Consider the following 26,493-nt stretch of genomic DNA (forward strand, 5'->3'; position numbering starts at 1 on the left):
TGCACCGTTTTTCTTTTGCGAGCTCCTGTCTCACATGCCGGGGTCACGCCGCGAGATCGGGGGGCGGGGCGGGGGCCTCCTCTGGGGCTGCCTGTGGGGTCTCGTCGAGTGGCGCAATCTCTGCTGCCGCCGCGCGCTCCGCCGCGACCTGAGCGGCATGGGGACCAAGCAGGGTTTTGAACTCGGCCTCGTTGAGTGCTCGTTCGAATTTCAGGCCGATGAAATGATTGTTGCACCAGATCACCCGCGCTTTGCGGTCCATCGGGCCGCAGGTGAGGCGCACCTTTTGGCGGATGTCTAGGGCGTGGCTGCTCTCGATTTTGCAACCCACTTGGCTCAGGTCCAGAATTTCACCGATCACGGGCAGAATGCCGTCGAAAATCACCACGGGCAGGGCGCAGGGGTAGCGCAGGGCGCGGCGCTGCACGATGCTGTAGCGCATCCAGAGCCAGACCGAGATGGCGGTGATAAAGGTGAACATGCCAAGGACGAAGGCGACATTCCCGGAGGCGTTCAGCTTGATTTTGGGGGGCGCAGTGTCGGGCGGCGCGTGGGGCGTCATGCGGAATTCGTCAAAGTTCTGCGGGTCAATGGGCGGCGGTTTCCCGCTCTCCGTTTGGGCGAGCGCCTGCACGAGTTCGGTGATTTCCTCAATTCCTTCGGCGACGCGGTGAAACATCCCTCCGTCGCCCGCGTCCGGGGCGTTGAGATGATCGGGCGCATCGGGGTCGCAGGGCGTGGCGGAGAGATAACGTGACAGGCTATCCGCCTGCGCACCAAAGCGCGGGTCTTGGCCATAGCGTTGCGCCATTTGACCCCAGTTGTCTTGCTCAAGATTCAAAAGATAGCGGCGCGCGGTGATGAAATCCAAAAGCGGTTGCTCATTGGTCCCGAGATCGGCCTCCCGGATTTGTTGCAAAAGCTGATCGCGCCCGTAGCGCTCCATTTCCGAGCGAAACCGGCGCGCGCTTTCATGCTCGTCGGCCGTGCCGAGGGCAGAGATATAACCATTGGCGCTTTGGTTCAGGGCCGTGAGCCAGTTCTCCAGCCCACAAGACGGCGCGGCAAGGGCGACACCCGGTCCCAACCCGCCGAAGCCAAGCAGGGTCGAGATCACCACCAAGATCACCGCCAAGATCACCGCCACGACACGGAAACGCAGCCAGCGGACAGGCGCGAGAGCGCGTCGCAGCCGGGCGGAGACGCGCCTGTGTCGCTGGATTTCGCGGTCTGGAACACACATCTTGTCATTGATAAACGGAAAAGCCTAAATATCTGGTTACCAATGGCCGCCGATTTGGCGCTGCCCTCCGTCCGTGGTCTTCCATCGCGGGACGGAGCCGTGTAAGAGAACGCAGACGAAAAATGAGGGGGCAAGGATGCGCCGAGTAGTTGTCACAGGACTTGGAATGGTTTCGCCGCTGGCTTGCGGTGTGGAAGAGACATGGACGCGGCTTCTGGCCGGCGAGTCCGCCGCCGGAACGATCCAGCGGTTCGATGCAAGCCATCTGGCGACCGATTACGCCTGTGAGGTGAAATTCGGTGACGGGACGAACGGCACGTTCAACCCCGATGACTGGATGGCGCCGAAAGAGCGTAAGAAAGTCGATGATTTCATTCTCTTCGGCATGGCCGCCGCAGATCAGGCGCTGACCGATGCGGGCTGGACGCCCGAGGACGAAGAAGAACGCCTGCGCACCGGCGTGATGATCGGCTCCGGCATTGGCGGCCTGTCCTCGATTGCGGATGCGGCGATCATCCTCAAGGAAAAAGGCCCGCGCCGGATTTCCCCCTTCTTCATTCCGGGCTCGCTGATCAACCTGATCTCCGGTCAGGTGTCGATCCGTTACGGTTTCAAAGGCCCGAACCACGCGGTCGTGACCGCCTGTTCCACCGGGGCGCATGCCATTGGCGACGCCTCCCGTCTGATCGGCTTCGGCGATGCGGACGTGATGGTCGCGGGCGGCGCGGAAGCGGCGATTTGCGAGCTGGGCATGGCGGGCTTCAACGCCTGTAAAGCGCTCTCCACCAAACGCAAGGACGACCCGTCCCACGCCTCGCGCCCCTATGACGACGACCGCGACGGTTTCGTGATGGGCGAGGGCGCTGGCGTTGTCGTGCTCGAAGAATACGAACACGCCAAGGCGCGCGGCGCGAAGATTTACGCCGAAGTCGTGGGGTATGGCCTGTCCGGCGACGCCTATCACATCACCGCGCCGTCTTCCGATGGCGACGGCGGCTACCGCGCGATGCAGGCCGCTCTGGCCCGCGCCGGGATCGAGCCTTCGGAGATCGACTATATCAACGCGCATGGCACCTCGACCATGGCCGACACGATCGAACTGGCCGCTGTTGAGCGCCTGCTCGGCGATGCGGCCTCGAAAGCCACCATGTCCTCGACGAAATCCTCCATCGGCCACCTTCTCGGGGCCGCAGGTGCGGTTGAGGCGATCTTCTGCGTGCTCGCGATCCGCGATCAGGTCGCGCCGCCGACGATCAACCTTGAAAACCCGGCCGTCGAGCCGAAGCTCGATCTGGCGCCCAACGCCAAGCGCGAGCGTAAAATCGATGTCGCCCTGTCGAACTCCTTCGGCTTCGGCGGCACCAACGCTTCGCTGGTTCTGAAGAAGGTGGACGGCTGATATGTGGCGATCCATCGCCTCGAATGCGCTGACCCTGTTCATCGTTCTGCTCATCGCGCTTGCTGCTGTGATTGCTTGGGGCAAACGGGAATACGTGGCCGAGGGGCCGCTCGATCAGGCGATCTGCCTGCGGGTGCCCTCGGGCTCGACCATGCGCCGGGTCTCTGACAATCTGGCCGATCAGGGCGCGATCTCCAACCCGTCGATCTTCCGCATCGGTGCGGAATATTCCGACAAGGCCGCGCAGCTCAAAGCCGGGTCCTTCCTCGTGGACGAAAAGTCTTCCATGGAGCAGATCGTCGATCTGATCACCCAGGGCGGCGCGTCGACCTGCGGCACCGAAGTCGTCTACCGCATCGGTGTGAACCGCGCGGTGATGCAGGTGCGCGAGTTGGACCCGACCACCGGCACCTATGCCGAGACGGCGGAATTCCAGCCGGGCGAGGCCGGGGACGAGGGCGACACCATCCCCGCCGAATACACCAAAGTGCGCGGCGAAAGCGACACCCGCTACCGGGTGCTCGTGGCCGAAGGCACGACCGTGTGGCGCGTGGTGGAAAGCCTGAAAGGCGCGGACTTCCTCTCCGGGTCGGTCGAAGCCGATGAAATGCCGTCCGAGGGCATGCTCGCCCCCGAAAGCTACGAAGTGCGGGACGGCTCCGACGTGGACGATCTCATCGCCCGCATGGAAGCGCTGCAACAAGATCGCATCGACACGGTCTGGGCGTCGCGCGTGGATGGTCTGCCGTTCGACACACCCGAAGAGATGCTCACCATGGCCTCGATCATCGAGAAAGAGACCGGTGTGGCCGAGGAGCGCCGTCAGGTTGCCTCCGTTTTCGAGAACCGCCTGAAACGCGGGATGAAGCTGCAAACGGACCCGACGGTGATCTATGGCGTGACCAACGGCATGGGCGTTCTGGGGCGCGGTCTGCGCCAGTCGGAACTGCAATCGAACAGCCCGTACAACACCTATGTGATCGCGGGCATGCCGCCCGGACCGATCGCCAATCCGGGGCTGGAGGCCATGCAGGCCGCTGTCGATCCGGACGAGACGCCTTACCTGTTCTTCGTGGCCGATGGCACCGGTGGGCATGCTTTCGCCGAGACATTGGCCGAGCATAACGCCAATGTCGCCAAGTGGCGCAAGATCGAGGCTGAGCGCGCCAACCAGTAGAGTCTGGCGTGCGATGGCTTCAGTAAGGCATTGAAAATTATTTGAAAGGGCGCGACAACCATCGCGCCTTTTCTGTTTTTGGAGTGCCGGTTTGGAAACCTTCGCCATCCTTTTTGCCACGTTGCTGCTGATCGGCCTCCTGAGCTGGCCGCGGTTGGCGCGGGCGCAGCTTTGGAAGGCGACGATCACGCCGCTCGCCTCGATCATCGGCTCCGGTTTTCTCGTCCTCGGCCCCATTCTGGCGCAGGCCTACGGCGCATGGACCCCTCTGGCGATGGCGCTTCTCTGCCTTCTCGCCTATGCCATCGGCTCAGCCGTGCGCTTCAACATCGCGGCGCTGGCGCGGGCCAAACACGGGCCTTTGACGGCAAAGATGGAGCGGCTTGCCTCATGGGCGCTGGCCTTCGCCTATGTGATTTCCGTGGCCTATTACCTCAACCTTCTCGGCGCCTTCGCCGTGAGCCTGACGCCGTGGGGCTCCGAAACGGCCGGGCGCATCGTCACCTCTGCGGTCTTCGCCGTGATCCTGATCGTCGGCTGGACCCGTGGCTTTGCCGCGCTGGAGCGGATGGAGCAGGTCTCCGTCGGTCTCAAACTCGCCATCATCGGCGGGCTTCTTGTCGGTCTGGCATGGTTCTTCGCGGGCAAAGCCGAGACGCAGAGCCTCATCGTCACCCCCGCCAGCCTCACCGGCTGGCCCGCGCTCACGCTGCTCTTTGGTCTGATCGTGACCGTGCAGGGCTTCGAGACCTCGCGCTATCTCGGCGAAGAATACGACGCGCCCACACGGGTGCGCTCGATGAAGCTCGCGCAATGGGTCTCGACCGCGATCTACATGGTCTATGTGGTGCTCATGGCCTATGTGTTCGCGCCCGATCAGATCGAGACCTCGGAAACCGCGATCATCGACATGATGGCCTATGTCGCCCCGATCCTGCCCGCGATGCTGGTGATCGCGGCGCTGGCGGCGCAATTTTCCGCCGCCGTGGCGGACACCTCCGGCTCCGGCGGGCTGGTCGAGGAACTGACCAAGGGCCGCGTGCCTGTGAAAGCGGGCTATGCCGTTCTCGTCGCGCTCGGGCTGGTGCTCACATGGGCGCTCGATGTGTTCCAGATCATCTCATGGGCCTCCAAAGCCTTCGCCGCCTATTACACGGTGCAGGGGGCCATCGCCGTGGTCTTGGCCCGGCGCGACGGGAAATCCGCCGCCCATGTCGCCTTTTTCGCGGCTGTCACGCTGATCGCGGCCTTGGTGACCCTGTTCGGCACGGCTGTGGAATAGCGTTTCCTTTGCTGCCGGAAATACTCCCGCCGGAGGCGTCCGGAGGTTTCGGCATGCGCTCAGTTTAGCCCTTCGGTCCCGATATGGACCACCGCGCCGCAATGTTTGCAATGCACGGCATCCGCGTCATGCAGCATCAACCCGCAGGTCTCGCATTCATAGCGCACTTTCGAGGGACGAAAGAGCACCTGAGCCAAACGCAAGAACAGCGTCACGCCAAAGAACATCACCCCGATGGACAGCATCCGCCCGGAAGTGCCCGGCAGGGTGATGTCGCCAAACCCCGTGGTCGTCAGCGTGGTGACCGTGAAATACAGCGCATCTGCGTAGTTGCGGATCATCGGGTTGTGGCCGTGCTCCAGCGCGTAGATCATCCCCGTGGTCACGAAGATGAAGACCAAAAGGTTGATCGCGGCGATGATCACCTCTTCATGTTTGCGGAACAGGGTGAAATCCTGACGCAACCGGTTCATCAGCTGATAGGTGTGCAAAAGCCGCAGCGTCCGAAGGATCCGCAGGAACCCAAGCCCTTCGCCCGCCAGAGGCGCCAGAAAAGAGATCATCGCGGCAATATCGGCAAGCGTCGAAGGCCGGCTCAGATAGCGCAGCTTTTTCTTCGCCACATAGACCCGCGCCGAGAAATCCAAGAGGATCAGGAACCCGACCACCAGATCGGTGATCTCGACCCAGAGCGGGTGGGTGAAGAAGGACGTGACGATGACGAAGACAATCGTCGTCATATCGAAGGCCAGCAAGATATAGCGAAACAGATGCGCCCGGTCGCTGTTGCCCTCATAGAGTTCGCTGAGCTTGTCGTGAAACGCGCTGGCCATGATCTTTCCTCTTTTCGGCCATCAGACATGCGGGAAAAAAGGCGTTCTGACAAGCCTTTGCCAGCCCAAATGCAAGTGTTAACGCCCGTCAAGACTGCACCGTGCGCGGGCTTTAACCAATTTTACGACTTCTGCGACAGGCTGGACCCTGCTGGAAAGCGCGGGGTGATGCGGCGCGGGGTGCGCCGCATCGGGCCTGTCGAGGGGACAGGTCTTTCCCCCCGCGTTTCTCGTGCGGAGATCAATCAAGCATGAGAGGCGATGAACATGAGCATGACTTCATCTGTGGGGGATGAGTTCGAAACGGTGGATCAGATCGAGCATTCGGTCCGGCAAAGCCTGCTTTGGGCGATTATGGCGCTGGACGATGTGATCGATCGGATCCTGACGGGCGAGAAGGCCGGGAAAGAGGTGAAACCTCTGCTTGCCGACCTGATGCGCGCGAAACTGGCCGCTGTGACAGAAAGGCAGAAACTCGATGAGGAAAGACGCAAACGCGGGGAGCTTGCTCCCGGAGAAATCGACTTCGACAACGCGCGATCTGAGATCTTTGATCGGCTGGCTCGCCTCCGAGGCGCCAGAACTTCAGAGTGAGTTTCTCGACACACTTGGGGAGGGGGCGCTTCTGGCGCTCCCTTACCTGTTCGAGGCCTGGGCCTTGGATCATCATCTCCCGCCCGACGGCGCATGGCGCACTTGGGTCATTCTGGGCGGGCGCGGCGCGGGCAAGACGCGGGCCGGGGCCGAATGGGTGCGCTCCATGGTTGAAGGCGCGCGGGCCTCTCAACCCGGTCGCGCCAAACGCGTGGCCCTCATCGGCGAGACCTATGATCAGGCCCGCGAAGTGATGATCTTCGGCGACAGCGGCCTTCTGGCCTGTTCGCCCCGCGACCGCCGCCCGACATGGAGCGCGACGCGCCGCACTTTGGTCTGGCCCAATGGGGCCGAAGCCACCGTGTTTTCCGGCAGCGACCCGGAAGCCCTGCGCGGCCCGCAATTCGATGCCGCATGGGTCGATGAGCTGGCGAAATGGCGCAATCCGCAGGAGGCATGGGACATGCTGCAATTCGGGTTGCGCCTTGGCGATGATCCTCGCGCGGTGGTGACGACCACGCCGCGCAGTGTCGCGCTTTTGAAATCCCTTCTGAGCCGCGACAGCACCGTCGTCACCCACGCCCCGACCTCCGCCAATGCCGCCAATCTCGCCGCCTCTTTCCTCGAAGAGGTCAAAGCGCGTTACGCCGGCACCCGTCTCGGGCGGCAGGAGCTTGAGGGCGTGTTGATCGAGGAAGAGGAGGGCGCGCTTTGGTCGCTTTTCCGTCTCGAAGAGATGCGCGCCGACAGGCTCCCGGAGTTTGACCGCATCGTCGTCGCGGTCGATCCGCCGGTGACGGGCCACAAAGGGTCGGACGACTGCGGCATCGTCGTTGTCGGCGCGCTCACCAAAGGCCCGCCGCAGGACTGGCGCGCCTATGTGTTGGAGGACGCCTCCGTTTCGGCCTCTTCCCCCACGGTCTGGGCGCAGGCCGCGATCAGCGCTTTGGAGCGCTGGGACGGCGACAAAATCATCGCAGAGGTCAACCAAGGCGGCGATCTCGTGGAAAGCGTCCTGCGCCAGATCGACCCTCTGGTGCCCTATAAATCCGTGCGCGCGTCGCGCGGCAAAGCCGCCCGCGCCGAACCTGTCGCCGCGCTCTACGATCAGGGCCGGGTCTATCACAGCCGGGGCTTGGGCGCGCTCGAAGACCAGATGATCAAGATGACCGCCCAAGGCTATCAGGCGCCGGGCTCTCCCGACCGGCTCGACGCGCTGGTCTGGGCGATTCATGAGCTGATGATCCTGCCCAACCCCGCACAGCCCCGTATGCGCGGATTGTAGGGACAGGGCGCTTCTGGGCGATTGACGCACCCCGGCGGGCGGCCCATCGTGAAACTCTCTCGACACAGGAGCCGCCCCCAGATGACCGTCCCCATGACCGCAGCGATCACGCCCGAGTACGCCCTCACCATGGCGCGTTACAATCATTGGCAGAACCAGAACCTTCTGACCGCCGCCAGCACGCTGTCTGATGCAGAACGCGCCGCTGATCGCGGGGCCTTCTTCGGGTCGATCCTCAAGACCTTCTCGCATCTGTTCTGGGCCGACCAAATCTGGTTCAGCCGGTTCTCCCCCGCGTTCACCGCCCCCGAAGGCGGCATTCCGACCTCCACCGATCTGATCGACGATTGGGAGGCCTATTGCACGGCGCGCGCCTCACTTGATCTCGACATTCTCGCCTGGGCGAAAGCGCTCGATCCGGCATGGCTTGAGGGCGATCTGAGTTGGTACTCCGGCGCGACCCAACGAGACATCACCAAGCCGAGGGCGGCTCTGGTGATGCAGGTGTTCAACCATCAGACCCATCACCGTGGCCAAATCCACGCCATGCTGACGGCTGCGGGCGCGCGGCCGACGGACACGGATATTCCCTTCATGCCTGAGCCCTATCTGAGCCTTTGACGGCGGGGCTTTCGCCCGTTTTCAAGCTTCGAGCGCAACAAAGCCCCATCGGTTCGGTGGGGTTTTTCTTTGAAATCAAGCGCCTGAAAGCGCTGTTGCGCGGCGCTGCCCCCAGCGCACGCTCTGCTCAGACCTTCTTTCCACCTCTCCTTTAGAACTCATTCCACCGATGGCGCGGCTGTGTCTGCTGTCGAGAAACTGGACCGGAAGATGAGGAGAGGGCAATCATGTTTGATTTTCTGAAACGAGGCGCAGAGGCGATGCCGGAGGTGAAAGCCTCGGCCACCGGCCCGGTCGTAGCGGCGGTCTCCGGTGCGGGCCGTGTGGCATGGTCCTCGCGTGACACCGTGACCTTGACCCGCGTCGGTTTCGCGGGAAATCCGGTGGGCTTTCGCGCCGTCAAACTGATCGCAGAAGCCGCCGCCGCCCTGCCTTTGGTGCTGCAAAACCGGACTGAGCGGTTCGAGGCGCATCCGCTGCTCAACGTCATCACCCGCCCGAACCCGGCGCAGGGCCGTGCCGAGCTTTTCGAGGCGCTCTATGCCCATTTCCTCCTGTCCGGCAACGGCTATCTGGAGGCCGTCGGCGACTGGGGGCAGGTGCCTTCCGAACTGCATGTGTTGCGCTCTGATCGCATGGCCTTGGTGCCCGGCGCGGATGGCTGGCCGGTGGCCTATGACTATTCCGTCGGCGGGCGCAAACACCGTTTTGACGTTGTCGAGGGCCATTCCCCGATCTGCCACATCAAGGCGTTTCACCCGTCTGACGATCACTACGGCCTCTCGCCGATCCAAGCCGCAGCCACCGCGATTGACGTGCATAATGCCGCCTCGCGCTGGTCGAAATCCCTGCTCGACAATGCCGCGCGGCCGTCTGGCGCGATTGTCTACAAGGGCGCGGACGGTTCTGCGGCGATGAGCGCGGATCAGTATGATCGGCTCCTGTCCGAGATGGAAAACCACCACCAAGGCGCGCGCAATGCTGGCCGCCCGATGCTCTTGGAAGGCGGGCTGGATTGGAAGCCCATGGGCTTCAGCCCGTCTGATATGGAGTTCCAGAAAACCAAAGAGGCCGCCGGGCGCGAGATCGCCTTGGCCTTCGGTGTGCCGCCGATGCTTTTGGGCATTCCCGGCGACATGACCTACGCCAATTATCAGGAGGCGAACCGGGCGTTTTACCGTCTGACCGTTCTGCCCTTGGTGCAAAAAGTGACCGCCGCAATCGGTCATTGGCTGTCCGAGATGACGGGCGAGGCGGTGGAGCTGAAACCCGATCTCGATCAGGTGCCTGCCTTATCCTCTGAGCGGGATGCGCAGTGGTCGCGGATCGCCGGGGCGGACTTTCTCTCTACGGATGAAAAGCGCGCCATGCTGGGCCTGCCGCCTCTGACGCCGGAGCCGGATTCTGAGGCTGAGGAGGCACCAGAAGACGAACAGGACGTGCCGCCCGCAGGCGATGACGCCGCCGAGGAGGAGCACTGACATGCAGAGCCAATTCTACAGCGGCCTAGAGCATAAATTCGCCCGTCTCGGTGAAGGTGTGTCCATCGAAAATGGCGTAAAGATAGAGGGTTACGCATCACTCTTTAATCATCGCGACAGCGGCGGAGACATCGTCATGCAGGGCGCTTATGCCAAATCTCTCGCGAGCCTCAAAGCCAAAGGCCGCACGGTCAAGATGCTCTGGCAGCACGATCCGGCGCAGCCCATCGGCATCTGGGACGAGGTGCGCGAAGACGCGCGCGGGCTCTATGTCAAAGGCCGTCTTCTGACCGAGTTGCAAAAGGGCCGCGAGGCGGTGGCGCTGATCGAGGCCGGGGCGATTGACGGGTTGTCGATCGGCTACCGGACGCTGCGCGCCCAGAAGGATCAGAAAGGCGCACGCCTTTTGTCGGAACTGGAGCTTTGGGAGGTCTCTCTCGTGACCTTCCCGATGCTGCCGGAAGCGCGGCTGAGTGCCGAGCAGAAGGGTGATGGTGCCCTGATGACGGAGCAGATGCTGCGCGATCTCGCGGAGGCTTTGAACGGCGCCCGCAAGCTGCTGGCCGGACGTGACACGATGACTGAGGCCAGCGCAGTCACCCGCAAACCGACATCAAACGAAGGACTGTTTGGATGAGCAAAAACGAGATGACGGCCGGGACGGAACCGGCCCGAGAGGTGAAGGCCGCGCTGGCCGGTTTCATGAATGATCTCAAAGACTTTCAAACCGAAATCAAATCGAAACTTCAAAAGCAGGAAGAGCGACTGACCATGCTTGATCGTAAATCCCATACCTTTGGAACCCCGGCGATGCGTCCGGTCCTGTCCGCCTCGCAAGAGGTGGATCTGTCCCACAAAACCGCCTTTGTCGGTTATGTCCGCAACGGCGATGACGACGCGCTGCGCGGTCTCGCGCTTGAGGGCAAATCCATGTCCACCGCCGTGAATGGCGACGGCGGTTACCTCGTCGATCCGCAGACCTCCGACGTGATCAAATCGGTGCTGAAATCCACCGCCTCGATCCGCTCCATCGCCAATGTGGTGAATGTCGAGGCGACCTCTTACGACGTGCTGATCGACACCACCGACCTTGGCTCCGGCTGGGTCACCGAGGCGGGGACGCTCTCGGAAACCGACACGCCGACCATCGACCGCATCTCCATCCCGCTCTATGAGCTCTCGGCCCTGCCGAAAGCCTCCCAGCGTCTTCTGGATGACAGCGCTTTCGACATCGAGGGCTGGCTCGCCGCCCGCATCGCAGACAAATTCGCCTCGTCCGAGGCCTCGGCCTTCATCAACGGCGACGGTGTGGACAAGCCGACCGGGTTTTTGAACCACACGCAGGTGGACAATGACAGCTGGGCCTGGGGCGCTCTGGGTTATGTGTTCACCGGCACGGATGGCGCGTTTGACGCGACCAACCCGGCGGATGCGATTGTTGAACTGGTCTACGCGCTCGGCGCACAGTACCGCGCCAATGGCACCTTTGTGATGAACTCCAAAACGGCTGGCCAAGTGCGCAAGCTCAAGGATGCCGATGGCCGTTTCCTCTGGTCCGACAGCCTTGCCGCTGGCGAACCCGCGCGGCTCATGGGCTACCCGGTGCTGATCGCCGAGGACATGCCGGACATCGCCTCTGATGCCGCCGCCATTGCCTTCGGCGACTTCAACGCGGGCTATACCGTGGCCGAGCGCCCGGATGTGCGCATCCTGCGCGATCCCTTCTCTGCGAAACCGCATGTGCTGTTCTACGCGACCAAGCGTGTCGGCGGCGATGTGTCCGATTTCGCGGCGATCAAGCTGCTGAAATTCGGCACCGCCTGAATCTGAACGACGGGCTCCGGTCTTCGGACCGGGGCGGCGGATGCGCGGTCCTGAACTCCCGTGTTGTCTAGCAGATCCCCCTCCGTCCGAGCGACACGGGGGACCGCGCATCCGAATTCGCAAAACAGGGGGCCCGGATACGGAGATGTACCATGATATTGATGGAGCAGACCCAGGTGGCGACAGCGGCGCTGCCGGTCGCTGAATTCAGGGACCATATGAGACTGGGCACCGGGTTTGACGACGACGGGGTTCAGGACACGGTTCTGGAGAGGTTTCTCAGGGCGGCCATGGCGGCGGTCGAAGCGCGCACGGGCAAGGTGCTAATCTCCCGCGATTTTCTGTACACGCTCACCGCATGGCGTGACCTGAGTGCGCAGGTTCTGCCGGTGGCTCCGGTCACGGCGGTGGCAAGTTTTGTCATCGTGGATCGGCTCGGAACCGAGACCACGGTGGACAGCGCGAAATATATGCTGGAGCAGGACATGCACCGGCCGCGGGTGGTCTCGACCGGCTTCATCCTGCCGCAGATTCCGGTGGCGGGTCAGGCGAAGATCGCGTTCACGGCGGGCTATGCCGACACATGGGACGATCTGCCCGCCGATCTGGCGCAGGCGGTGTTTCTGCTGGCCGCGCATTACTACGAGCATCGTCATGAAACTGCGGTGGGCGAGGCGACGATGCCGTTTGGCGTCAGCACGCTTTTGGAGCGTTACCGCAACCTGCGGCTGTTCGGAGGGCGGGGCTGATGGCGGTGGTGCATCTCAATCGCAAGCTGGTGCTGGAAGAGGCGGAACGGGTCTCTGACGGGGCGGGCGGCTATGTCGAAACATGGGTGCAGCTTGGCGCGCTCTGGGCGTCGATCAAACCCGGCACAGGTTCGGAGACTTCTGAAGATTTCCTCACCATCTCCCGCGTGCCGATGAAGATCATCGTGCGCGGCGCGCCGGTCGGATCGCAGCGTCGTCCGAAACCGGATCAACGCTTTGTCGAAGGCGGGCGGGTGTTTCGCATCCTCGCCGTGACCGAGATGGATGCGCAGGGCCATTACCTGATCTGTAACGCACGCGAAGAGGTGGCGTCATGAGCTACGGAGTTTCTGCGGCGCTTCAGACGGCGGTCTATCAGGCGCTTGTGAATGACACGACACTCACCGGGCTTGTCGGGTCTGCGATCTATGACGCCGCCCCTTCGGGCACGGTGCCGTCGCTCTACGTGAGCCTCGGGCCGGAGGATGTCACCGACGCCTCCGACAAAAGCGGACATGGCGCGCGGCATGAGTTCACCGTGTCGGTGGTGTCCGACAGCGCGGGGTTTCTCACCGCGAAGCAGGTGGCGGCAAGCATTTCCGACGTGCTCACAGATGCCGATCTTACGCTCACGCGGGGCAGGCTTGTCGGGCTGTGGTTCCTGTCGGCAAAGGCCCGGCGCGTGCAGGACAGCGATGTGCGCCGGATCGACCTGAAATTCCGCGCACGCGTCGAAGACAACTGATTTTCCAAGACGGAGTAACGACCATGGCTGCCCAAAACGGCAAAGACCTTTTGATCAAGCTGGACATGAACGGGTCCGGCACTTTTGAAACCATCGCGGGGCTGCGCGCCACGCGGATTTCCTTCAACGCGGAAAGCGTCGATGTGACCTCGCTGGAAAGCTCCGGCGGCTGGCGTGAACTTCTGGGCGGCGCGGGCGTGAAAAGCGCTGCGATCTCCGGTTCGGGCGTGTTCAAGGACGCGGCGACCGACGAGCGCGCACGGCAGATTTTCTTCGACGGCGAAGTGCCCGCGTTTCAGGTCATCATCCCGGATTTCGGCACCGTGCAAGGCGCGTTCATGATCACCTCGATCGAATATGCGGGCGCGTACAATGGCGAGGCGACCTATGAGCTGGCGATGGCGTCCGCGGGCGCGCTGAGCTTCGTGGCGGCGTAATCCGATGGCGAACCCGTTCCAAGGCGAAGTGGCGCTGACGCTGAATGGCGAACGCCGGGTGCTCAAACTCACGCTTGGCGCTTTGGCCGAGCTGGAGGCCGGGCTTGAGACCGACACGCTTGTCGCTTTGGTGGAGCGGTTCGAGGGCGGCAAATTCTCTTCGGCGGACGTGCTGCGCATCGTGGTGGCGGGGCTTCGAGGCGGCGGTTGGGTCGGCGGCTATGACGACATCCTGACGGCGGAGATCGCCGGCGGCCCGTTGGAAGCGGCGCGGGTCGGTGCGGAGCTGATCGCGCGGGCTTTCACGGTGCCGGCCTGAGGGAGGGTGTCATGAGCATGATGTCTCAATCCGGCGGCTTTGAATGGCCCGCGCTGATGCGGCTCGGGATCAAGGGGTTGGGTCTCAAACCCGCCGAGTTCTGGGCGCTCACACCGGCTGAGTTGTTGCTCATGCTGGGCGCGGGATCGGGCACAGCCCCGATGGGCCGCGCGCGGTTGGAAGAACTGGCGAAGGCCTTCCCGGACGGGCGGGCCGGGGCAGATGACATGAAAGGGCAAGACCATGGCGGATGAGTTGAACGGCACGGATATCAACGGGCTCGACACGTTTGAGGGCCGGGTTGAACAGATGGAAAGTACCATCGGCGGGGCCGAAGCGATGGCGGCGGCGTTCAATCAGGAAATGCTGCGGCTTCAGGCCACGGTGGCGGAGACACAACGCGAGGTCTCGAAATTGGAGAGCGGCATTTCGCGGGGGCTGAAACGGGCCATCGACGGGCTGGTGTTCGACGGGGATACGCTTTCGGAAGCGCTGAAAGGCGTCGGGCAGTCGATGCTGACGGCCGCCTATAATGCCGCTGTGACGCCTGTGACGAGCCATGTCGGATCGGTCTTGGGGACGGGGCTTGAGGGGATCATCCAGAGCCTTCTGCCGTTCGAGAAAGGCGGCGCTTTTGCGCAGGGCAAGGTGATGCCATTCGCCAATGGCGGCGTGGTCTCGTCCCCCACCTATTTCCCGATGCGCGGCGCGACGGGGCTTATGGGAGAGGCGGGCGCGGAGGCCATCATGCCGCTCACCCGTGGCGCCGATGGCAAGCTCGGGGTGCAGGCCTCGGGATCGTCGCGGCTCGTCAACATCACGATGAACGTCACCACGCCGGATGTCGCGGGCTTTCAGCGCAGCCAGAGCCAAGTGGCCGCGCAGCTTGGCCGCGCTTTGGGGCGTGGTTCCCGCAATCAGTAACCTGACCAATCGGAGGGCAGATCATGGCATTTCATGAGGTGAGATTTCCGGCCAATCTGAGCTTTGGCTCCATCGGCGGACCGGAGCGGCGCACCGATGTGGTGACGCTGGCCAACGGGTTCGAAGAACGCAACACGCCCTGGGCGCATTCGCGTCGCCGCTATGATGCGGGGCTTGGGATGCGCTCGCTCGATGATATCGAGGTGCTGATCGCGTTTTTCGAGGCGCGGCAAGGGCAGCTTTACGGGTTTCGCTGGAAAGACTGGTCGGATTACAAAACCTCGAAACCTTCGGAGGCGACCGGGTTTGCCGATCAGGTGATCGGCGAGGGCGATGGCGCGACGACGGTGTTTCAATTGTCGAAAACCTATCGTTCCGGCGATGTCGCCTATCTGCGCCCGATCAAGAAGCCGGTGTTCAGCACGGTTCTGATCGGTGTCGGTGGGCAACAGGCGTTTGAGGCGGTTGACTGGGAGGTCGATACCGCGACCGGAGAGATCACCTTTGGCACGCCTCCGACCGGGGGCGCGGAGATCACGGCGGGGTTCGAATTCGATGTGCCGGTGCGGTTTGACACCGATCTCATCACGACGTCGGTCTCCTCGTTCCAAGCGGGCGAAGTGCCGAACGTGCCGGTGGTGGAGGTGCGTGTCTGATGGCGTTTTCCGAGGAATTACAAACGCATCTCGCCTCTGGCGTCACCACGCTCTGCCGCGCTTGGGCTTTGGTGCGCAAGGATGGGGCGACGTTTGGCTTTACCGATCACGACAATGACCTGAGCTTTGAGGGCGTGACCTTTAAGGCCGACACGGGTCTCACCGCCAATGCACTGGAGCAATCCACGGGGTTGGCGGTTGATAATACCGAGGCTCTGGGGGCGCTCTCTGCGGCGGCTGTGACGGAAGAGGATATCCGTGCGGGACGGTTCGACGGGGCGCATGTGCGGTCTTGGCTGGTGAACTGGGCGGATGTGAGCCAGCGCGCGCTGCTGTTTCAGGGCAGCTTTGGCGAGATCACCCGCGTCGCGGGGGGCTTTCGCGCCGAGCTGCGGGGGCTGACGGAGGCGCTGAACCAACCGCAGGGGCGGATTTATCAGTCGGGGTGCTCCGCCGTTTTGGGCGGCTCGGGATGCCAGTTTAACACGCTGCAGGCCGGGTATTTCACCGAGGTGGCGGTCGAGAGCGTCGAGAAGGGCAAGATTTTCACCTTTGCCGATCTCACAGGCTTTGATGACCGCTGGTTCGAGCGCGGGCGTCTCACTGTGGTGTCCGGCGCGGCGGAGGGACTGATCGGGATCGTCAAAAGCGACCGCTTGTCGGGCGATGGGCGTCGCATTGAGCTTTGGGAAGAGCTACGCGCGGAGATTGCCGTGGGCGATATGCTCCGGATCGAGGCGGGCTGTGACAAGCGCGCGGAGACCTGTCGGCTCAAGTTCGACAACTTCCTGAATTTTCGCGGCTTCCCGCATATTCCGGGCGACGATTGGCTGGCCTCTTATCCCGTAAGCTCCGGCAAAAACGACGGCGGCAGTTTGATGGGCAGCGGGTCGGTGTGAGGAGGCGAGAATGACGGATTTGACCATAGCGGACCGCGCGCGCCTTTGGATCGGCACGCCCTATCGGCATCAGGCCTCCTGCAAGGGCGCGGGGGCGGATTGTCTCGGGCTTTTGCGCGGGGTGTGGCGTGAGATTTACGGTGCGGAGCCGGTGGATATTCCCGCCTACACGGCGGACTGGAACGAGCCGCAACGGGACGAAGGCATCCTGCGTGCGGCGCAACTGATCCTTGTCGAAAAGCCGCTCGCAGAGATGGTCTCGGGCGATGTGCTGTTGTTTCGGATGCGCCAGGGCGCGGTGGCCAAGCATCTCGGCATCGTCGGGCGCGCGGGCGCGGCGCCGAGTTTCATTCATGCCTATAGCGGTCACGGTGTGATCGAGAACGCCCTGAGCGCGCCGTGGCGCCGCCGGGTGGTCCGCTGTTTCGCCTTCCCGCCGCTGCCGCAATCCATTGATGCCAAAGGAGGTCTCTGATGGCGACGCTCGTACTTTCCGCCGCTGGTGCGGCCATTGGGGCCTCTGTCGGGGGCGGGGTCTTTGGACTGTCCTCCGTGGTCATTGGCCGCGCCATCGGGGCCACGATCGGGCAGGCGATTGACCAGCGCCTTATGGGGGCTGGCAGTCAGACGGTGGAGACCGGCCGGGTCGAACGCTTTCGCCTCACCGGTGCGTCCGAGGGCGGCGCGGTGGCGCAGGTCTATGGTCGAATGCGGGTCGGTGGACAGGTGATCTGGGCCACCGAATTTCAGGAGAATACCTCGACACGCAAGGTCGGCGGCAAGGGCAGCTCGTCGAGCACGACGGTGAAGGAATATAGCTATTCCGTCTCGCTGGCTGTTGCGCTTTGTGAGGGGGAGATTACGGGCGTCGGGCGGGTCTGGGCCGATGGCACAGAAGTGGACAAAAGCACGCTGACGCTGCGGGTCTACCACGGCACGGAAGACCAATTGCCGGATGCGAAGATCGAAGCGGTCGAGGGCGCGGGGCTGGTGCCCGCCTATCGTGGCATCGCCTATGTGGTGCTTGAAGATGTGGAGCTTGAGCCTTTTGGAAACCGGGTGCCACAGTTCACGTTTGAGGTGACGCGCCCGGATCAGGCCGAGGCGCCCTCGGACCTCACCCATCTCGTGCCCGCCGTGGCGATGATCCCTGGCACCGGGGAATATGCTCTGGCGACCGAACCGGTCTATCTCAAGAACGGCAAGGGCAAGGTGCTTGTGTCGAACATGAATTCCGCCTCCGGTCAGCCGGATTTCTCCACGTCTTTGGAGGCGATGGTGGAGGAATTGCCGAAGTGTGGGTCTACCTCTCTGGTGGTGTCGTGGTTTGGCGATGACCTGCGCTGTGGTCAGTGCCAAATCCAGCCGAAGGTCGAGCAATCCGATCTCGACTCCTCGGATATGGCGTGGAAGGTCTCCGGCCTGACGCGCTCAAGCGCCGCGCGTGTCCCGCGTGACGCGGATGACCGGGTGATCTATGGCGGCACACCGACCGATCAATCCGTGGTGCAGGCGATCAAGGCACTGCATGCCGCGGGCCAAGAGGTGATGTTCTACCCGTTCATCTTGATGGGTCAAATGGCGGGCAATGGTCTTGTCGATCCGTGGACGGGCGAGGCTGAGCAGCCCGCGCTGCCGTGGCGGGGGCGGATCACTACATCGCTCGCGCCGGGGATCAGCGGCACGACGGATGGCACCTCTGCGGCAGAGGCCGAGGTCGCGGCATTTTTCGGCACGGCGCAAGGGAGCGATTTCAGCCCGCAGAGCAAGACCGTCCATTACACCGGCCCGGCGGAGTTCTCGTTTCGCCGGATGATCCTGCATTACGCGCATCTTTGCGCTTTGGCGGGGGGCGTTGAGGCGTTTTGCATCGGCTCTGAAATGCGCTCGCTCACCCGTATTCGCGGCGCGTCGGGTTTTCCGGCGGTGGATCAGCTGGTGCAACTCGCCGCCGATGTGCGCGCCATTCTCGGGGCGGGGTGTAAGATCGGCTATGCCGCCGACTGGTCGGAATATTTCGGCTATCAGGCGGGCGGGACTGTCTATTACAACCTCGATCCGCTTTGGGCCGACGCCAATATCGATTTCATCGGCATCGACAATTACATGCCGCTCTCGGATTGGCGCGAGGGGGATGATCACCTCGATGTGGCGTGGGGCGCGATCTATAATCTCGACTACCTGAAGGCCAATATCGAGGGCGGCGAGGGGTTTGATTGGTATTACGCCCATGAAAACCACGCGGCGGCGCAAATCCGAACCCCGATCACCGACGGGGCGTATGGCGAGGATTGGATTTACCGCTACAAGGACATCCGCAGCTGGTGGGAGAACGATCACCACGAGCGCCTTGACGGCGTGCGACAGGAGACGCCGACCCTTTGGGAGCCGCGCTCGAAACCTGTGTGGTTCACGGAGTTTGGCTGTGCCGCGATCGATAAGGGCACGAATGAGCCTAACAAGTTTCTGGATGCGAAATCCTCGGAGAGCGCTTTGCCGGCGTATTCCACCGGGCGGCGGGATGATTTCATCCAGCTGCAATATGTCCGGGCGGTGACAGAGTATTGGGGGGAGGCGGCGCATAATCCGACCTCCGACATTTACGATGGTCCGATGATCGACATGAGCCGCGCCCACGTTTGGGCCTGGGACGCGCGGCCCTATCCGGCCTTTCCGACGACCACCTCGGTCTGGTCGGACGGGGGCAATTACGCCAAGGGGCATTGGCTCAATGGGCGGTCCACAGCGCGCTCTCTGGCGGATGTGGTGGCGGAGATTTGTGCGCGTTCCGGTGTGGAGGAGATCGACACCACGGAGCTTTGGGGGCTGCTGCGGGGTTATAGCGTCTCTGACATGTCCGGCGCGCGTTCGGCGCTTCAGCCCCTGATGCTGGCCTATGGGTTCGAGGCGGTGGAGCGCGAGGGGCAGTTGGTGTTCCGGTCGCGGGACGGGACATCCATGCTTGATCTGAGCGAAGATCAACTCGCCGAAAGCCAAGAGCTGGACGGTAATCTCGAACGTGTCCGTGCGCCGGAGGCGGAGGTCGCGGGACGGGTGCAGCTCACCTTTGTGGATGCCGATGACGATTATGGTGCGCGCTCCGAGGAGGCGATTTTTCCGGACGAGGAAAGCCGCCTGATCTCGCAATCCGACCTGCCTTTGGCGCTCACCCGTGCCGAGGGGCGGCAAATCACCGAGCGCTGGCTCTCCGAGTCCCGTGTGGCGCGCGATACGGCGCGGTTCTCCCTGCCGCCTTCGCTGATGAGCGTGGGCGCGGGGGATGTGGTGACGCTGAAAAGCGCGGAGGGGGATCTGCGTTACCGGATCGATCATGTGACGCTGGGCACGCAGCAACAGATCGACGCCGTGCGCATTGAGCAAGAGATTTACACGCCGTCTGAGGCGGTCGAGGAGATTGTCGAGGCCAAGGCCTTTACCGCCCCCGTGCCGGTCTATCCGCTGTTTCTCGACCTGCCGCTTTTGACCGGGGAGGAAGTGCCCCACGCGCCGCATGTCGCGGTGACGGCGGAGCCTTGGCCGGGTTCGGCGGCGGTCTATGCTTCGGCCTCGGACAGTGGCTATGCGTTGAACACGCTTTTGCCGACATGGGCGACAATCGGGGTCACGCTGACGGCGCTGGACACGGCGGTGCCGGGGCTCTGGGATCGTGGCGCGGCGCTTCGGGTCGAGCTCACCAAGGGAGAACTGTCCTCCGCCGAGATGCTCGACGTTCTGAACGGGGCGAATGTCGCGGTGATCGGCGATGGTTCCGGCGCCAATTGGGAAGTGTTCCAATTCGCCACCGCGGAGCTTGTCGCGCCGCTGACCTATGACCTGTCGCTGCGTTTGCGTGGGCAGCTTGGAACCGATGCGCTGGGCGCGGCGGGGCAGGTGCCAAGCTGGCCCATCGGGTCGCGCTTTGTCCTGTTGGACAGCAGTTTGCGCCAGATCGACATCGCGCAATCGGCGCGGGGGTTGGCGCGGCATTACCGCATCGGTCCGGCGAGCCGGGGCTATGACGATCCGAGCTACCAGCATTATGTCGAGGCTTTCGATGGCATTGGTCTGCGCCCCTATGCGCCCGCGCATCTGAGCGCCACGGTGACGAGCGGCGGCGACACGGAGGTCTCTTGGGTCCGTCGCACGCGGATCGATGGGGACAGCTGGCAATCCTATGAGGTGCCGCAGGGCGAGGGGGCGGAGCTTTATCGCCTGCGTGTGGTGCAGGGCGGCGCGGTGCTGCGCGAGGCCACCGTCACCAGCCCGGCTTGGACCTACAGCGCGGCACAGAAAACCAGCGACGGTGTGACCGGCGCTTATGACATTCACGTCGCCCAAATCTCCGACAGTTTCGGAGCGGGCCTCTTCCGGGAGATCGAAATCCATGACTGACACCACCCGCTTCGCCTTGCCGCTGCTTGAGGCCTCTCAGGCGCAGAAACATGTGACCGTGAACGAGGCTTTGGCCCGTCTCGACGGGTTGATGCAATTGACGCTGATCTCGGTGACAGAGACCACGCCCCCGGCGGCGCCCGAAGAGGGGGCGGCCTACGGCGTGCCGGATTCGGCGGTCAATGCGTGGGCCGGGCAGGACGGCGCCATCGCGCTTTACGTCAATGGCGGCTGGGCTTTTGTCCCCGCCACGCTCGGCATGCGCGCCTATGTGGCGGATCAAAACGGTTGGGCGGGGTTCGACGGCACGGAGTGGGTTTTGGGGCTGATCACGCTGTCGGCTCACGGCGCGGGGATGGTGCAGAAGGTGATCGAGCTGGATCACACGATCACGGTCGGGGCGACGTCTGCGGTCTCTTACGCTTTGCCCGGTCAATCCGTGGTTTACGGCGTCACGGGGCGGGTGCTGACGGAGATCACCGGCACGGGGCTGACCGGGTTTTCACTGGGCGTTTCCGGGTCTTCGGATCGGTACGGCTCGGGGCTTTCGCTGACGCAGGGCAGTTGGCTGCGCGGGCTGACGGGCAATCCGCTGACCTATTACAGCTCCGAAGACCTGATCCTCACCGGCGAGGGGGGCGATTTTGCGGCGGGTGGGGTGATCCGTCTCGCCATTCATTGCGTGCAGTTCTCGCTGCCTTCCGAATAAGACGCATCAAAAAATAGGAATATCTGCCTCGTGCCACAGCGCACGGGGCTTTTTTCCGTCTCGGGGACTTGCGGTTTTGAAACCGGACCTATCTATAGTAAGCTCTCGGAAAAGAGGAAAAGCGCATGGCTAAGATCCGCACCACTCTCAAAGCACTCGATCCCGTCTGGAGCCGTATCGTCTCCGAGGCGCGCGAGGCCGTGGCCGAAGAGCCGCTGCTCGGCGGGTTGGTTCATGCCTGTATCCTGCACCACGAGACGCTTGAGGATGCGCTGGCCTATCGCGTTGCGCAGAAGCTTGCGTCCGGCGATATGTCCGAACAGCTGATCCGCGAGATTGCCGATCAGGCCTATGCCTCTGATCCGTCGATTGCCGAGGCGGCGCGTGCTGACATTTGCGCCGTCTATGACCGCGACCCGGCCTGCCACCGCTACATCCAGCCGCTTTTGTATTTCAAAGGGTTTCAGGCGACGCAGGCGCATCGTGTTGCGCATTGGCTCTGGAAAGAAGGCCGCCGCGATCTGGCGTATTTCTTCCAGATGCGCATGTCCGAGCAATTCTCCGTCGACATTCACCCGGCCTGTCAGATCGGCAAGGGTCTGTTCCTTGATCACGCGCATTCGCTGGTCTTCGGCGAGACGGCGGTCATTGGCGACAATGTGTCGATCCTGCATGACGTGACGCTCGGCGGCACCGGCAAAGAGGACGAGGACCGTCACCCGAAAATCGGCGACGGTGTTTTGATCGGCGCGGGGGCCAAGGTGCTTGGCAATATCAAGATCGGCTGCTGCTCGCGCATTGCGGCGGGCTCCGTCGTTCTGAACGAAGTGCCGCCCGCCACGACCGTTGCAGGCGTTCCCGCGCGTGTCGTGGGCGAGGCCGGATGTTCGCAGCCGTCTGTGTCGATGAACCAACTGATCGGTGCGCGCGGCGCTGACTAAACCGGGTTTTGCGCGCTCGGACGACGGGCGCGCAAAACTTCGATCCGTGCAAGCCGCGCTGTTGCCGCCCTAAGTCCGCTCACTTCCAACGATCCGGTCCTGACCCTCTCACCGCCGCCTGGCGCGCACTTAAGGGCGGGTAACGCGTCTTGGGCCTCGAAACGTCTCGCGCGGCGCTCCCTCCCCGGAGCTTGCCCCCGCTCTTCTTCTGTGACCTTATACGGGCATTCCATTGCTTGAGCGGCCATATGCACAAAACGATCTATTCCGACTGTTCGATTTCTCCGATTCACGAACTGACCGGCGGTGTGCATGTTTTCGATCTCGTCTCAGGCGACGGCAGGCGCATTGATGTCGATCCAGTGCTGATCTCGTCGCGGGCCTATCGTGCAATGCGCCCCCTGCGCAAATCGCTCCCCGTCGCGCCGAATCTCATCCCCGGAGATTTTATCTGGGGCGGAGTTCTTTATTTGCATTTCGGCCATTTCATCACGGAAACTTTGCCGAAACTTCTCGATCTGCGCGCTGCCGGGGCGGATTTCTCGAAAACCCGGCTGCTGTTTCTGGCAAGCCCGCGCGCCGGGATCCCGGACAAACTGCCGGACTATGTTCAGCGCTTGCTTGCGATTTTCGATCTGAGTCTCGACAATTTTCTCGTGCTCGATGCCCCCGCCAAAGTCGCCTCCCTCTCGGTGATCAACGGTACATTTCCGGGCAAATTTCGCTATGCTCCAAGGCTCGCCTCCGCCTTGAAACTGCCGTTCGCAGCACAGGATACGGGGCATCTTTTCATGTCACGATCCGCTTTGCCTCAAAAAGGCTCCCGGACAGGATATGGCAAGGAGCTCGATGATATGGCGCGCCGGCTCGGCTATACCGTGGTCCATCCCGAGACGCTCAGCCTGCGCGAACAGCTCGAACTGGTCTCCGGCGCCGCCTCCCTTTCCGGGGTCAACGGCTCAGCGCTGCACTGGGCGCTCTACAGCGAGAGCCTTCGAAAAGTGCAATCCATCGGGTGGTATCTCAAACTGCAACAGGGCATCTGCGATCTGCGCGGGCAAAAACTTGTGACCATCCAAAAGCCTTTGGTCGGGCGTTTTCAGGGGCGGAAAAAGAACGTGCCACTGTCCGTGATCGAACCGGTTCTGGCCGCGGGGCTGGATCGCTGACGCAACCGGAAATACGCGCAAATGTCGCATGTGAGACTAAAAAAGCCCCCCGGAACCGGAGGGCTTTCTCAATTCATACCCGAGTGGCTCAGGCCAGCATCGCCACCGGGTTTTCGAGGTTCTCGACGATGGATTTCAGGAGTTCAGCGCCAAGTGCGCCGTCGATCACGCGGTGGTCGACCGACATGGTGACGGACATCACGGTCGCGACCTTGATCTCGCCGTCTTCGCCAACCACTGGTTTCTTGACCCCGGTGCCGACGGCCAGAATACCGGCATGCGGCGGGTTCACGATGGCGTCGAAATTGTCGATGCCGAACATGCCGAGGTTGGAGATCGCGAAGGAGCCGCCCTGGTATTCCTGCGGCGCAAGTTTGCGGTCGCGGGCACGGTGGGCGAGGTCTTTCATCTCTTTCGACAGAGCAGACAGCGATTTCATGTCGGCGTCTTTCAGAACCGGCGTGAACAGACCGCCTTCGACGGCAACCGCGACGGCCACGTCAGAGGCTTTCATCTGAAGCACACGGTCGCCAGCCCAAACGGCGTTGGCGGTCGGCACCTCTTGCAGCGCGTTGGCGACGGCCTTGATGATGAAGTCATTGACCGACAGTTTCACACCCTTGCCGGTGAGCTGATGGTTCAGCTCCGCGCGGAATTTCATCAGCGCATCGAGCTGAATGTCGCGGCGCAGGTAGAAATGCGGGATGGTTTGTTTGGCTTCGGAAAGACGTGCGGCGATGGTTTTGCGCATGCCGTCGAGTTTGATTTCCTCGTAGTCGCGACCTTCGTACATCTTCGCGACCATATCTGCGGAGGGACCAGCCGGAGCAGCGGCGGCTGCGGCCGGGGCCGGAGCGGCTGCTTTCGGAGCGTCCGCTTTCGGGGCTGCGGTGGCGTTTTCCACGTCGGCTTTCACGATGCGGCCTTTCGGACCGGAGCCCGAAATGGCAGCCAGATCGAGACCTTTCTGGGCGGCGATGCGACGGGCCAGCGGCGAGGCGAAGATGCGTTCGCCAGAGGCCGCTTTGGGCGCTGCCGGGGCAGGGGCCGCAGCCGGAACAGGGGCCGGAGCCGCAGCCGGAACAGGGGCCGGAGCCGCAGCTTCGGCTTTCTGGGCTTCTGCCGCTGCGGGAGCGGGGGCAGAACTGCCGACGTTTTCAGCCGCAGAGGCGTCTTCGCCCTCTTCCAAAAGCACAGCAATCGGCGCGTTCACTTTCACGCCTTCTGTGCCTTCGGCCACGAGGATTTTCCCCATGACGCCTTCGTCCACGGCTTCGAATTCCATCGTCGCCTTGTCGGTTTCGATCTCTGCGATCACGTCGCCGGAGGAGACGGTGTCCCCTTCTTTGACGAGCCATTTCGCAAGCGTGCCTTCCTCCATCGTCGGAGACAGCGCGGGCATCAGTAGTTCAATAGCCATTGTCAGGTCTCCTTAGCGGTAGGTCACTTCTTTCACGGCTGCGATCACTTCGTCGGTGGTCACAAGCGCGAGTTTTTCGAGGTTGGCGGCGTAGGGCATCGGCACGTCTTTACCGGCACAGTTGATCACCGGCGCGTCGAGATAGTCGAAGGCGCGTTGCATGATCACGGCGGAGATGTGGTTGCCGATGGAGCCGACCGGGAAGCCTTCTTCGACGGTGACGCAGCGGTTTGTCTTCATGACAGACGCCAGCACGGTGTCATAGTCGATCGGGCGGAGCGTCCGCAGGTCGATGACCTCGGCGGAGATGCCTTCCTCAGCGAGTTTGTCAGCGGCTTCAAGTGCATAGGTCATGCCGATGCCGAAGGACACGATGGTCACATCGGTGCCTTCGCGCCAGATGCGGGCCTTGCCGAAGGGGATGGTGAAGTCTTCGAGATCCGGAACCTCAAAAGATTTCCCGTAGAGAATTTCGTTCTCAAGGAAGATCACCGGATTCGGGTCGCGGATCGCGGTTTTCATCAGGCCTTTGTAGTCGGCGGCCGAGTAGGGCATTACGACTTTCAGACCCGGAATTTGCGCGTACCAGGCGGCGTAGTCTTGGGAGTGCTGCGCACCCACGCGGGCGGCGGCGCCGTTCGGACCACGGAACACCATCGGGGCCCCCATCTGACCGCCGGACATGTAAAGCGTCTTGGCGGCGGAGTTGATCAGGTGGTCGATGGCCTGCATCGCGAAGTTGAAGGTCATGAACTCGACGATGGGTTTCAGACCGCCGAAGGCCGCGCCCGTGGCGATGCCTGCAAAGCCGTGTTCGGTGATCGGCGTGTCGATCACGCGTTTCGCGCCGAATTCGTCCAACATGCCTTGGGTGATTTTATACGCGCCTTGGTATTCGGCCACTTCCTCACCCATGATGAAGACGTCTTCGTCGCGGCGCATCTCTTCGGCCATGGCGTCGCGCAGAGCTTCGCGGACGGTCTGGGTTTTCATCGGGGTGCCTTCCGGGAAATCCGGGGAGGCTTTGGAGACGACTTCGACCGGAGCGGCGGCTTTGGCCGGGGCGGAGGCGGGGGCCTCAGCTTCGACCGGAGCAGCTTCCGCAGCTGCAGCAGGGGCGGCGATGTCGTCGGCGCTTTCGCCTTCTTCAACGAGGATCGCGATCACGTCGTTGACCTTCACACCTTCGGTGCCTTCAGCCACGAGGATCTTGCCGACGATCCCTTCGTCCACAGCCTCGAATTCCATCGTGGCCTTGTCGGTTTCAATTTCCGCGATGATGTCGCCGGAGGTGACGGTGTCGCCCTCTTTGACGAGCCATTTCGCGAGCGTGCCTTCTTCCATGGTCGGAGAGAGGGCGGGCATCAGAAGTTCGGTTGCCATTGGTATCTTCC

At 62.7% G+C, this 26,493-nt stretch carries 27 protein-coding genes; 23 read left to right on the forward strand and 4 right to left on the reverse strand.

What is annotated here, in order from left to right:
• Window positions 1-43: 43 nt before the first annotated feature.
• The gene (locus tag ACYBHZ_RS06070; RefSeq protein ID WP_460273351.1) at window positions 44-1,243 is read right to left on the reverse strand and encodes a PilZ domain-containing protein; all 1,200 of its coding nucleotides are present in this window, start codon (window positions 1,241-1,243) and stop codon (window positions 44-46) included.
• A 136-nt stretch (window positions 1,244-1,379) separates the two neighbouring features.
• Between ACYBHZ_RS06070 and fabF the strand changes: the two genes are divergently transcribed.
• From fabF to ACYBHZ_RS06085, 3 genes are all read left to right on the forward strand, one after another.
• Complete coding sequence (fabF, locus tag ACYBHZ_RS06075; RefSeq protein WP_460273352.1) at window positions 1,380-2,642, forward strand: beta-ketoacyl-ACP synthase II; 1,263 nt, start codon at window positions 1,380-1,382, stop codon at window positions 2,640-2,642.
• 1 nt (window position 2,643) lies between these two features.
• Entirely contained in the window at window positions 2,644-3,819 is a 1,176-nt protein-coding gene (gene mltG, locus ACYBHZ_RS06080) for an endolytic transglycosylase MltG (RefSeq protein ID WP_460273354.1), read from the forward strand.
• Between the two features lie 91 nt (window positions 3,820-3,910).
• Entirely contained in the window at window positions 3,911-5,101 is a 1,191-nt protein-coding gene (locus ACYBHZ_RS06085) for an APC family permease (RefSeq protein ID WP_460273355.1), read from the forward strand.
• 59 nt (window positions 5,102-5,160) lie between these two features.
• Here ACYBHZ_RS06085 and ACYBHZ_RS06090 read toward each other — a convergent pair whose 3' ends face one another.
• On the reverse strand, window positions 5,161-5,934 hold the full coding sequence (locus ACYBHZ_RS06090; protein WP_460273356.1) for an ion transporter: 774 nt from the start codon (window positions 5,932-5,934) through the stop codon (window positions 5,161-5,163).
• Window positions 5,935-6,201: 267 nt separating this feature from the next.
• Here ACYBHZ_RS06090 and ACYBHZ_RS06095 point away from each other — a divergent pair, with 267 nt between their 5' ends.
• The 20 genes from ACYBHZ_RS06095 to ACYBHZ_RS06190 all read left to right on the forward strand — a co-directional run bounded on the left by ACYBHZ_RS06095 (window position 6,202) and on the right by ACYBHZ_RS06190 (window position 23,679).
• On the forward strand, window positions 6,202-6,528 hold the full coding sequence (locus ACYBHZ_RS06095; protein ID WP_460273358.1) for a hypothetical protein: 327 nt from the start codon (window positions 6,202-6,204) through the stop codon (window positions 6,526-6,528).
• Window positions 6,476-7,813: a DNA-packaging protein gene (locus ACYBHZ_RS06100; RefSeq protein ID WP_460273884.1), complete on the forward strand. Its 1,338-nt coding sequence runs from the start codon at window positions 6,476-6,478 to the stop codon at window positions 7,811-7,813. The genes ACYBHZ_RS06095 and ACYBHZ_RS06100 overlap by 53 nt, the downstream gene beginning before the upstream one ends.
• Window positions 7,814-7,894: 81 nt before the next feature.
• Window positions 7,895-8,434, forward strand: coding sequence for a DinB family protein (locus tag ACYBHZ_RS06105; protein WP_460273359.1), 540 nt, complete (start codon window positions 7,895-7,897; stop codon window positions 8,432-8,434).
• A gap of 224 nt (window positions 8,435-8,658) precedes the next feature.
• Window positions 8,659-9,915 (forward strand): phage portal protein, encoded by a 1,257-nt coding sequence (locus ACYBHZ_RS06110; protein WP_460273885.1) that lies wholly within the window; start codon window positions 8,659-8,661, stop codon window positions 9,913-9,915.
• Window position 9,916: 1 nt separating this feature from the next.
• Entirely contained in the window at window positions 9,917-10,552 is a 636-nt protein-coding gene (locus ACYBHZ_RS06115; protein ID WP_460273360.1) for an HK97 family phage prohead protease, read from the forward strand.
• Complete coding sequence (locus tag ACYBHZ_RS06120; protein WP_460273361.1) at window positions 10,549-11,739, forward strand: phage major capsid protein; 1,191 nt, start codon at window positions 10,549-10,551, stop codon at window positions 11,737-11,739. Before ACYBHZ_RS06115 ends, ACYBHZ_RS06120 begins: the two co-directional genes overlap by 4 nt.
• A gap of 152 nt (window positions 11,740-11,891) precedes the next feature.
• Window positions 11,892-12,488, forward strand: a complete 597-nt coding sequence (locus tag ACYBHZ_RS06125) for a head-tail connector protein (RefSeq protein ID WP_460273362.1) — start codon at window positions 11,892-11,894, stop codon at window positions 12,486-12,488.
• Complete coding sequence (locus tag ACYBHZ_RS06130) at window positions 12,488-12,826, forward strand: head-tail adaptor protein (RefSeq protein WP_460273363.1); 339 nt, start codon at window positions 12,488-12,490, stop codon at window positions 12,824-12,826. Before ACYBHZ_RS06125 ends, ACYBHZ_RS06130 begins: the two co-directional genes overlap by 1 nt.
• The gene (locus ACYBHZ_RS06135; protein ID WP_460273364.1) at window positions 12,823-13,233 is read left to right on the forward strand and encodes a DUF3168 domain-containing protein; all 411 of its coding nucleotides are present in this window, start codon (window positions 12,823-12,825) and stop codon (window positions 13,231-13,233) included. Before ACYBHZ_RS06130 ends, ACYBHZ_RS06135 begins: the two co-directional genes overlap by 4 nt.
• 23 nt (window positions 13,234-13,256) lie before the next feature.
• Complete coding sequence (locus ACYBHZ_RS06140; RefSeq protein ID WP_460273365.1) at window positions 13,257-13,670, forward strand: phage major tail protein, TP901-1 family; 414 nt, start codon at window positions 13,257-13,259, stop codon at window positions 13,668-13,670.
• A 4-nt stretch (window positions 13,671-13,674) separates the two neighbouring features.
• Window positions 13,675-13,989: a gene transfer agent family protein gene (locus ACYBHZ_RS06145; RefSeq protein WP_460273366.1), complete on the forward strand. Its 315-nt coding sequence runs from the start codon at window positions 13,675-13,677 to the stop codon at window positions 13,987-13,989.
• A gap of 11 nt (window positions 13,990-14,000) precedes the next feature.
• Complete coding sequence (locus ACYBHZ_RS06150; protein ID WP_460273367.1) at window positions 14,001-14,243, forward strand: rcc01693 family protein; 243 nt, start codon at window positions 14,001-14,003, stop codon at window positions 14,241-14,243.
• Window positions 14,233-14,913 (forward strand): phage tail tape measure protein, encoded by a 681-nt coding sequence (locus ACYBHZ_RS06155; RefSeq protein ID WP_460273369.1) that lies wholly within the window; start codon window positions 14,233-14,235, stop codon window positions 14,911-14,913. Before ACYBHZ_RS06150 ends, ACYBHZ_RS06155 begins: the two co-directional genes overlap by 11 nt.
• 23 nt (window positions 14,914-14,936) lie before the next feature.
• A complete protein-coding gene (locus ACYBHZ_RS06160; protein WP_460273370.1) occupies window positions 14,937-15,569 on the forward strand; it encodes a phage distal tail protein, Rcc01695 family in 633 nt (210 codons plus the stop codon).
• Window positions 15,569-16,468, forward strand: coding sequence for a DUF2163 domain-containing protein (locus ACYBHZ_RS06165; RefSeq protein WP_460273371.1), 900 nt, complete (start codon window positions 15,569-15,571; stop codon window positions 16,466-16,468). Before ACYBHZ_RS06160 ends, ACYBHZ_RS06165 begins: the two co-directional genes overlap by 1 nt.
• Before the next feature lie 10 nt (window positions 16,469-16,478).
• Window positions 16,479-16,943: an NlpC/P60 family protein gene (locus ACYBHZ_RS06170; protein ID WP_460273373.1), complete on the forward strand. Its 465-nt coding sequence runs from the start codon at window positions 16,479-16,481 to the stop codon at window positions 16,941-16,943.
• A complete protein-coding gene (locus ACYBHZ_RS06175) occupies window positions 16,943-20,860 on the forward strand; it encodes a baseplate multidomain protein megatron (protein ID WP_460273375.1) in 3,918 nt (1,305 codons plus the stop codon). The genes ACYBHZ_RS06170 and ACYBHZ_RS06175 overlap by 1 nt, the downstream gene beginning before the upstream one ends.
• On the forward strand, window positions 20,853-21,569 hold the full coding sequence (locus tag ACYBHZ_RS06180; RefSeq protein WP_460273377.1) for a DUF2793 domain-containing protein: 717 nt from the start codon (window positions 20,853-20,855) through the stop codon (window positions 21,567-21,569). The genes ACYBHZ_RS06175 and ACYBHZ_RS06180 overlap by 8 nt, the downstream gene beginning before the upstream one ends.
• 125 nt (window positions 21,570-21,694) lie before the next feature.
• The gene (cysE, locus tag ACYBHZ_RS06185) at window positions 21,695-22,510 is read left to right on the forward strand and encodes a serine O-acetyltransferase (protein ID WP_460273378.1); all 816 of its coding nucleotides are present in this window, start codon (window positions 21,695-21,697) and stop codon (window positions 22,508-22,510) included.
• Between the two features lie 248 nt (window positions 22,511-22,758).
• The gene (locus ACYBHZ_RS06190) at window positions 22,759-23,679 is read left to right on the forward strand and encodes a glycosyltransferase 61 family protein (protein ID WP_460273380.1); all 921 of its coding nucleotides are present in this window, start codon (window positions 22,759-22,761) and stop codon (window positions 23,677-23,679) included.
• Between the two features lie 88 nt (window positions 23,680-23,767).
• On the opposite strand, the gene ACYBHZ_RS06195 is transcribed toward ACYBHZ_RS06190, so the two are convergent.
• Both ACYBHZ_RS06195 and ACYBHZ_RS06200 read right to left on the reverse strand, forming a co-directional pair.
• Window positions 23,768-25,099, reverse strand: coding sequence for a pyruvate dehydrogenase complex dihydrolipoamide acetyltransferase (locus ACYBHZ_RS06195; protein WP_460273382.1), 1,332 nt, complete (start codon window positions 25,097-25,099; stop codon window positions 23,768-23,770).
• Window positions 25,100-25,111: 12 nt separating this feature from the next.
• Entirely contained in the window at window positions 25,112-26,482 is a 1,371-nt protein-coding gene (locus ACYBHZ_RS06200) for a pyruvate dehydrogenase complex E1 component subunit beta (protein WP_460273383.1), read from the reverse strand.
• Between the last annotated feature and the right edge of the window lie 11 nt (window positions 26,483-26,493).

The organism is Celeribacter sp. ULVN23_4 (assembly GCF_054788345.1).

Coding starts and splice junctions, on each gene's coding strand:
- ACYBHZ_RS06105 (WP_460273359.1), top strand. CDS start 7,895: ATGACCGTCCCCATGACCGCAGCGATCACGCCCGAGTACGCCCTCACC.
- ACYBHZ_RS06115 (WP_460273360.1), top strand. CDS start 9,917: ATGCAGAGCCAATTCTACAGCGGCCTAGAGCATAAATTCGCCCGTCTC.
- mltG (WP_460273354.1), top strand. CDS start 2,644: ATGTGGCGATCCATCGCCTCGAATGCGCTGACCCTGTTCATCGTTCTG.
- ACYBHZ_RS06180 (WP_460273377.1), top strand. CDS start 20,853: ATGACTGACACCACCCGCTTCGCCTTGCCGCTGCTTGAGGCCTCTCAG.
- ACYBHZ_RS06140 (WP_460273365.1), top strand. CDS start 13,257: ATGGCTGCCCAAAACGGCAAAGACCTTTTGATCAAGCTGGACATGAAC.
- ACYBHZ_RS06170 (WP_460273373.1), top strand. CDS start 16,479: ATGACGGATTTGACCATAGCGGACCGCGCGCGCCTTTGGATCGGCACG.
- ACYBHZ_RS06120 (WP_460273361.1), top strand. CDS start 10,549: ATGAGCAAAAACGAGATGACGGCCGGGACGGAACCGGCCCGAGAGGTG.
- ACYBHZ_RS06160 (WP_460273370.1), top strand. CDS start 14,937: ATGGCATTTCATGAGGTGAGATTTCCGGCCAATCTGAGCTTTGGCTCC.
- ACYBHZ_RS06190 (WP_460273380.1), top strand. CDS start 22,759: ATGCACAAAACGATCTATTCCGACTGTTCGATTTCTCCGATTCACGAA.
- ACYBHZ_RS06125 (WP_460273362.1), top strand. CDS start 11,892: ATGATATTGATGGAGCAGACCCAGGTGGCGACAGCGGCGCTGCCGGTC.
- ACYBHZ_RS06175 (WP_460273375.1), top strand. CDS start 16,943: ATGGCGACGCTCGTACTTTCCGCCGCTGGTGCGGCCATTGGGGCCTCT.
- ACYBHZ_RS06135 (WP_460273364.1), top strand. CDS start 12,823: ATGAGCTACGGAGTTTCTGCGGCGCTTCAGACGGCGGTCTATCAGGCG.
- ACYBHZ_RS06090 (WP_460273356.1), bottom strand. CDS start 5,934: ATGGCCAGCGCGTTTCACGACAAGCTCAGCGAACTCTATGAGGGCAAC.
- ACYBHZ_RS06155 (WP_460273369.1), top strand. CDS start 14,233: ATGGCGGATGAGTTGAACGGCACGGATATCAACGGGCTCGACACGTTT.
- ACYBHZ_RS06145 (WP_460273366.1), top strand. CDS start 13,675: ATGGCGAACCCGTTCCAAGGCGAAGTGGCGCTGACGCTGAATGGCGAA.
- ACYBHZ_RS06070 (WP_460273351.1), bottom strand. CDS start 1,243: ATGTGTGTTCCAGACCGCGAAATCCAGCGACACAGGCGCGTCTCCGCC.
- ACYBHZ_RS06200 (WP_460273383.1), bottom strand. CDS start 26,482: ATGGCAACCGAACTTCTGATGCCCGCCCTCTCTCCGACCATGGAAGAA.
- ACYBHZ_RS06095 (WP_460273358.1), top strand. CDS start 6,202: ATGAGCATGACTTCATCTGTGGGGGATGAGTTCGAAACGGTGGATCAG.
- fabF (WP_460273352.1), top strand. CDS start 1,380: ATGCGCCGAGTAGTTGTCACAGGACTTGGAATGGTTTCGCCGCTGGCT.
- cysE (WP_460273378.1), top strand. CDS start 21,695: ATGGCTAAGATCCGCACCACTCTCAAAGCACTCGATCCCGTCTGGAGC.
- ACYBHZ_RS06195 (WP_460273382.1), bottom strand. CDS start 25,099: ATGGCTATTGAACTACTGATGCCCGCGCTGTCTCCGACGATGGAGGAA.
- ACYBHZ_RS06165 (WP_460273371.1), top strand. CDS start 15,569: ATGGCGTTTTCCGAGGAATTACAAACGCATCTCGCCTCTGGCGTCACC.
- ACYBHZ_RS06130 (WP_460273363.1), top strand. CDS start 12,488: ATGGCGGTGGTGCATCTCAATCGCAAGCTGGTGCTGGAAGAGGCGGAA.
- ACYBHZ_RS06150 (WP_460273367.1), top strand. CDS start 14,001: ATGAGCATGATGTCTCAATCCGGCGGCTTTGAATGGCCCGCGCTGATG.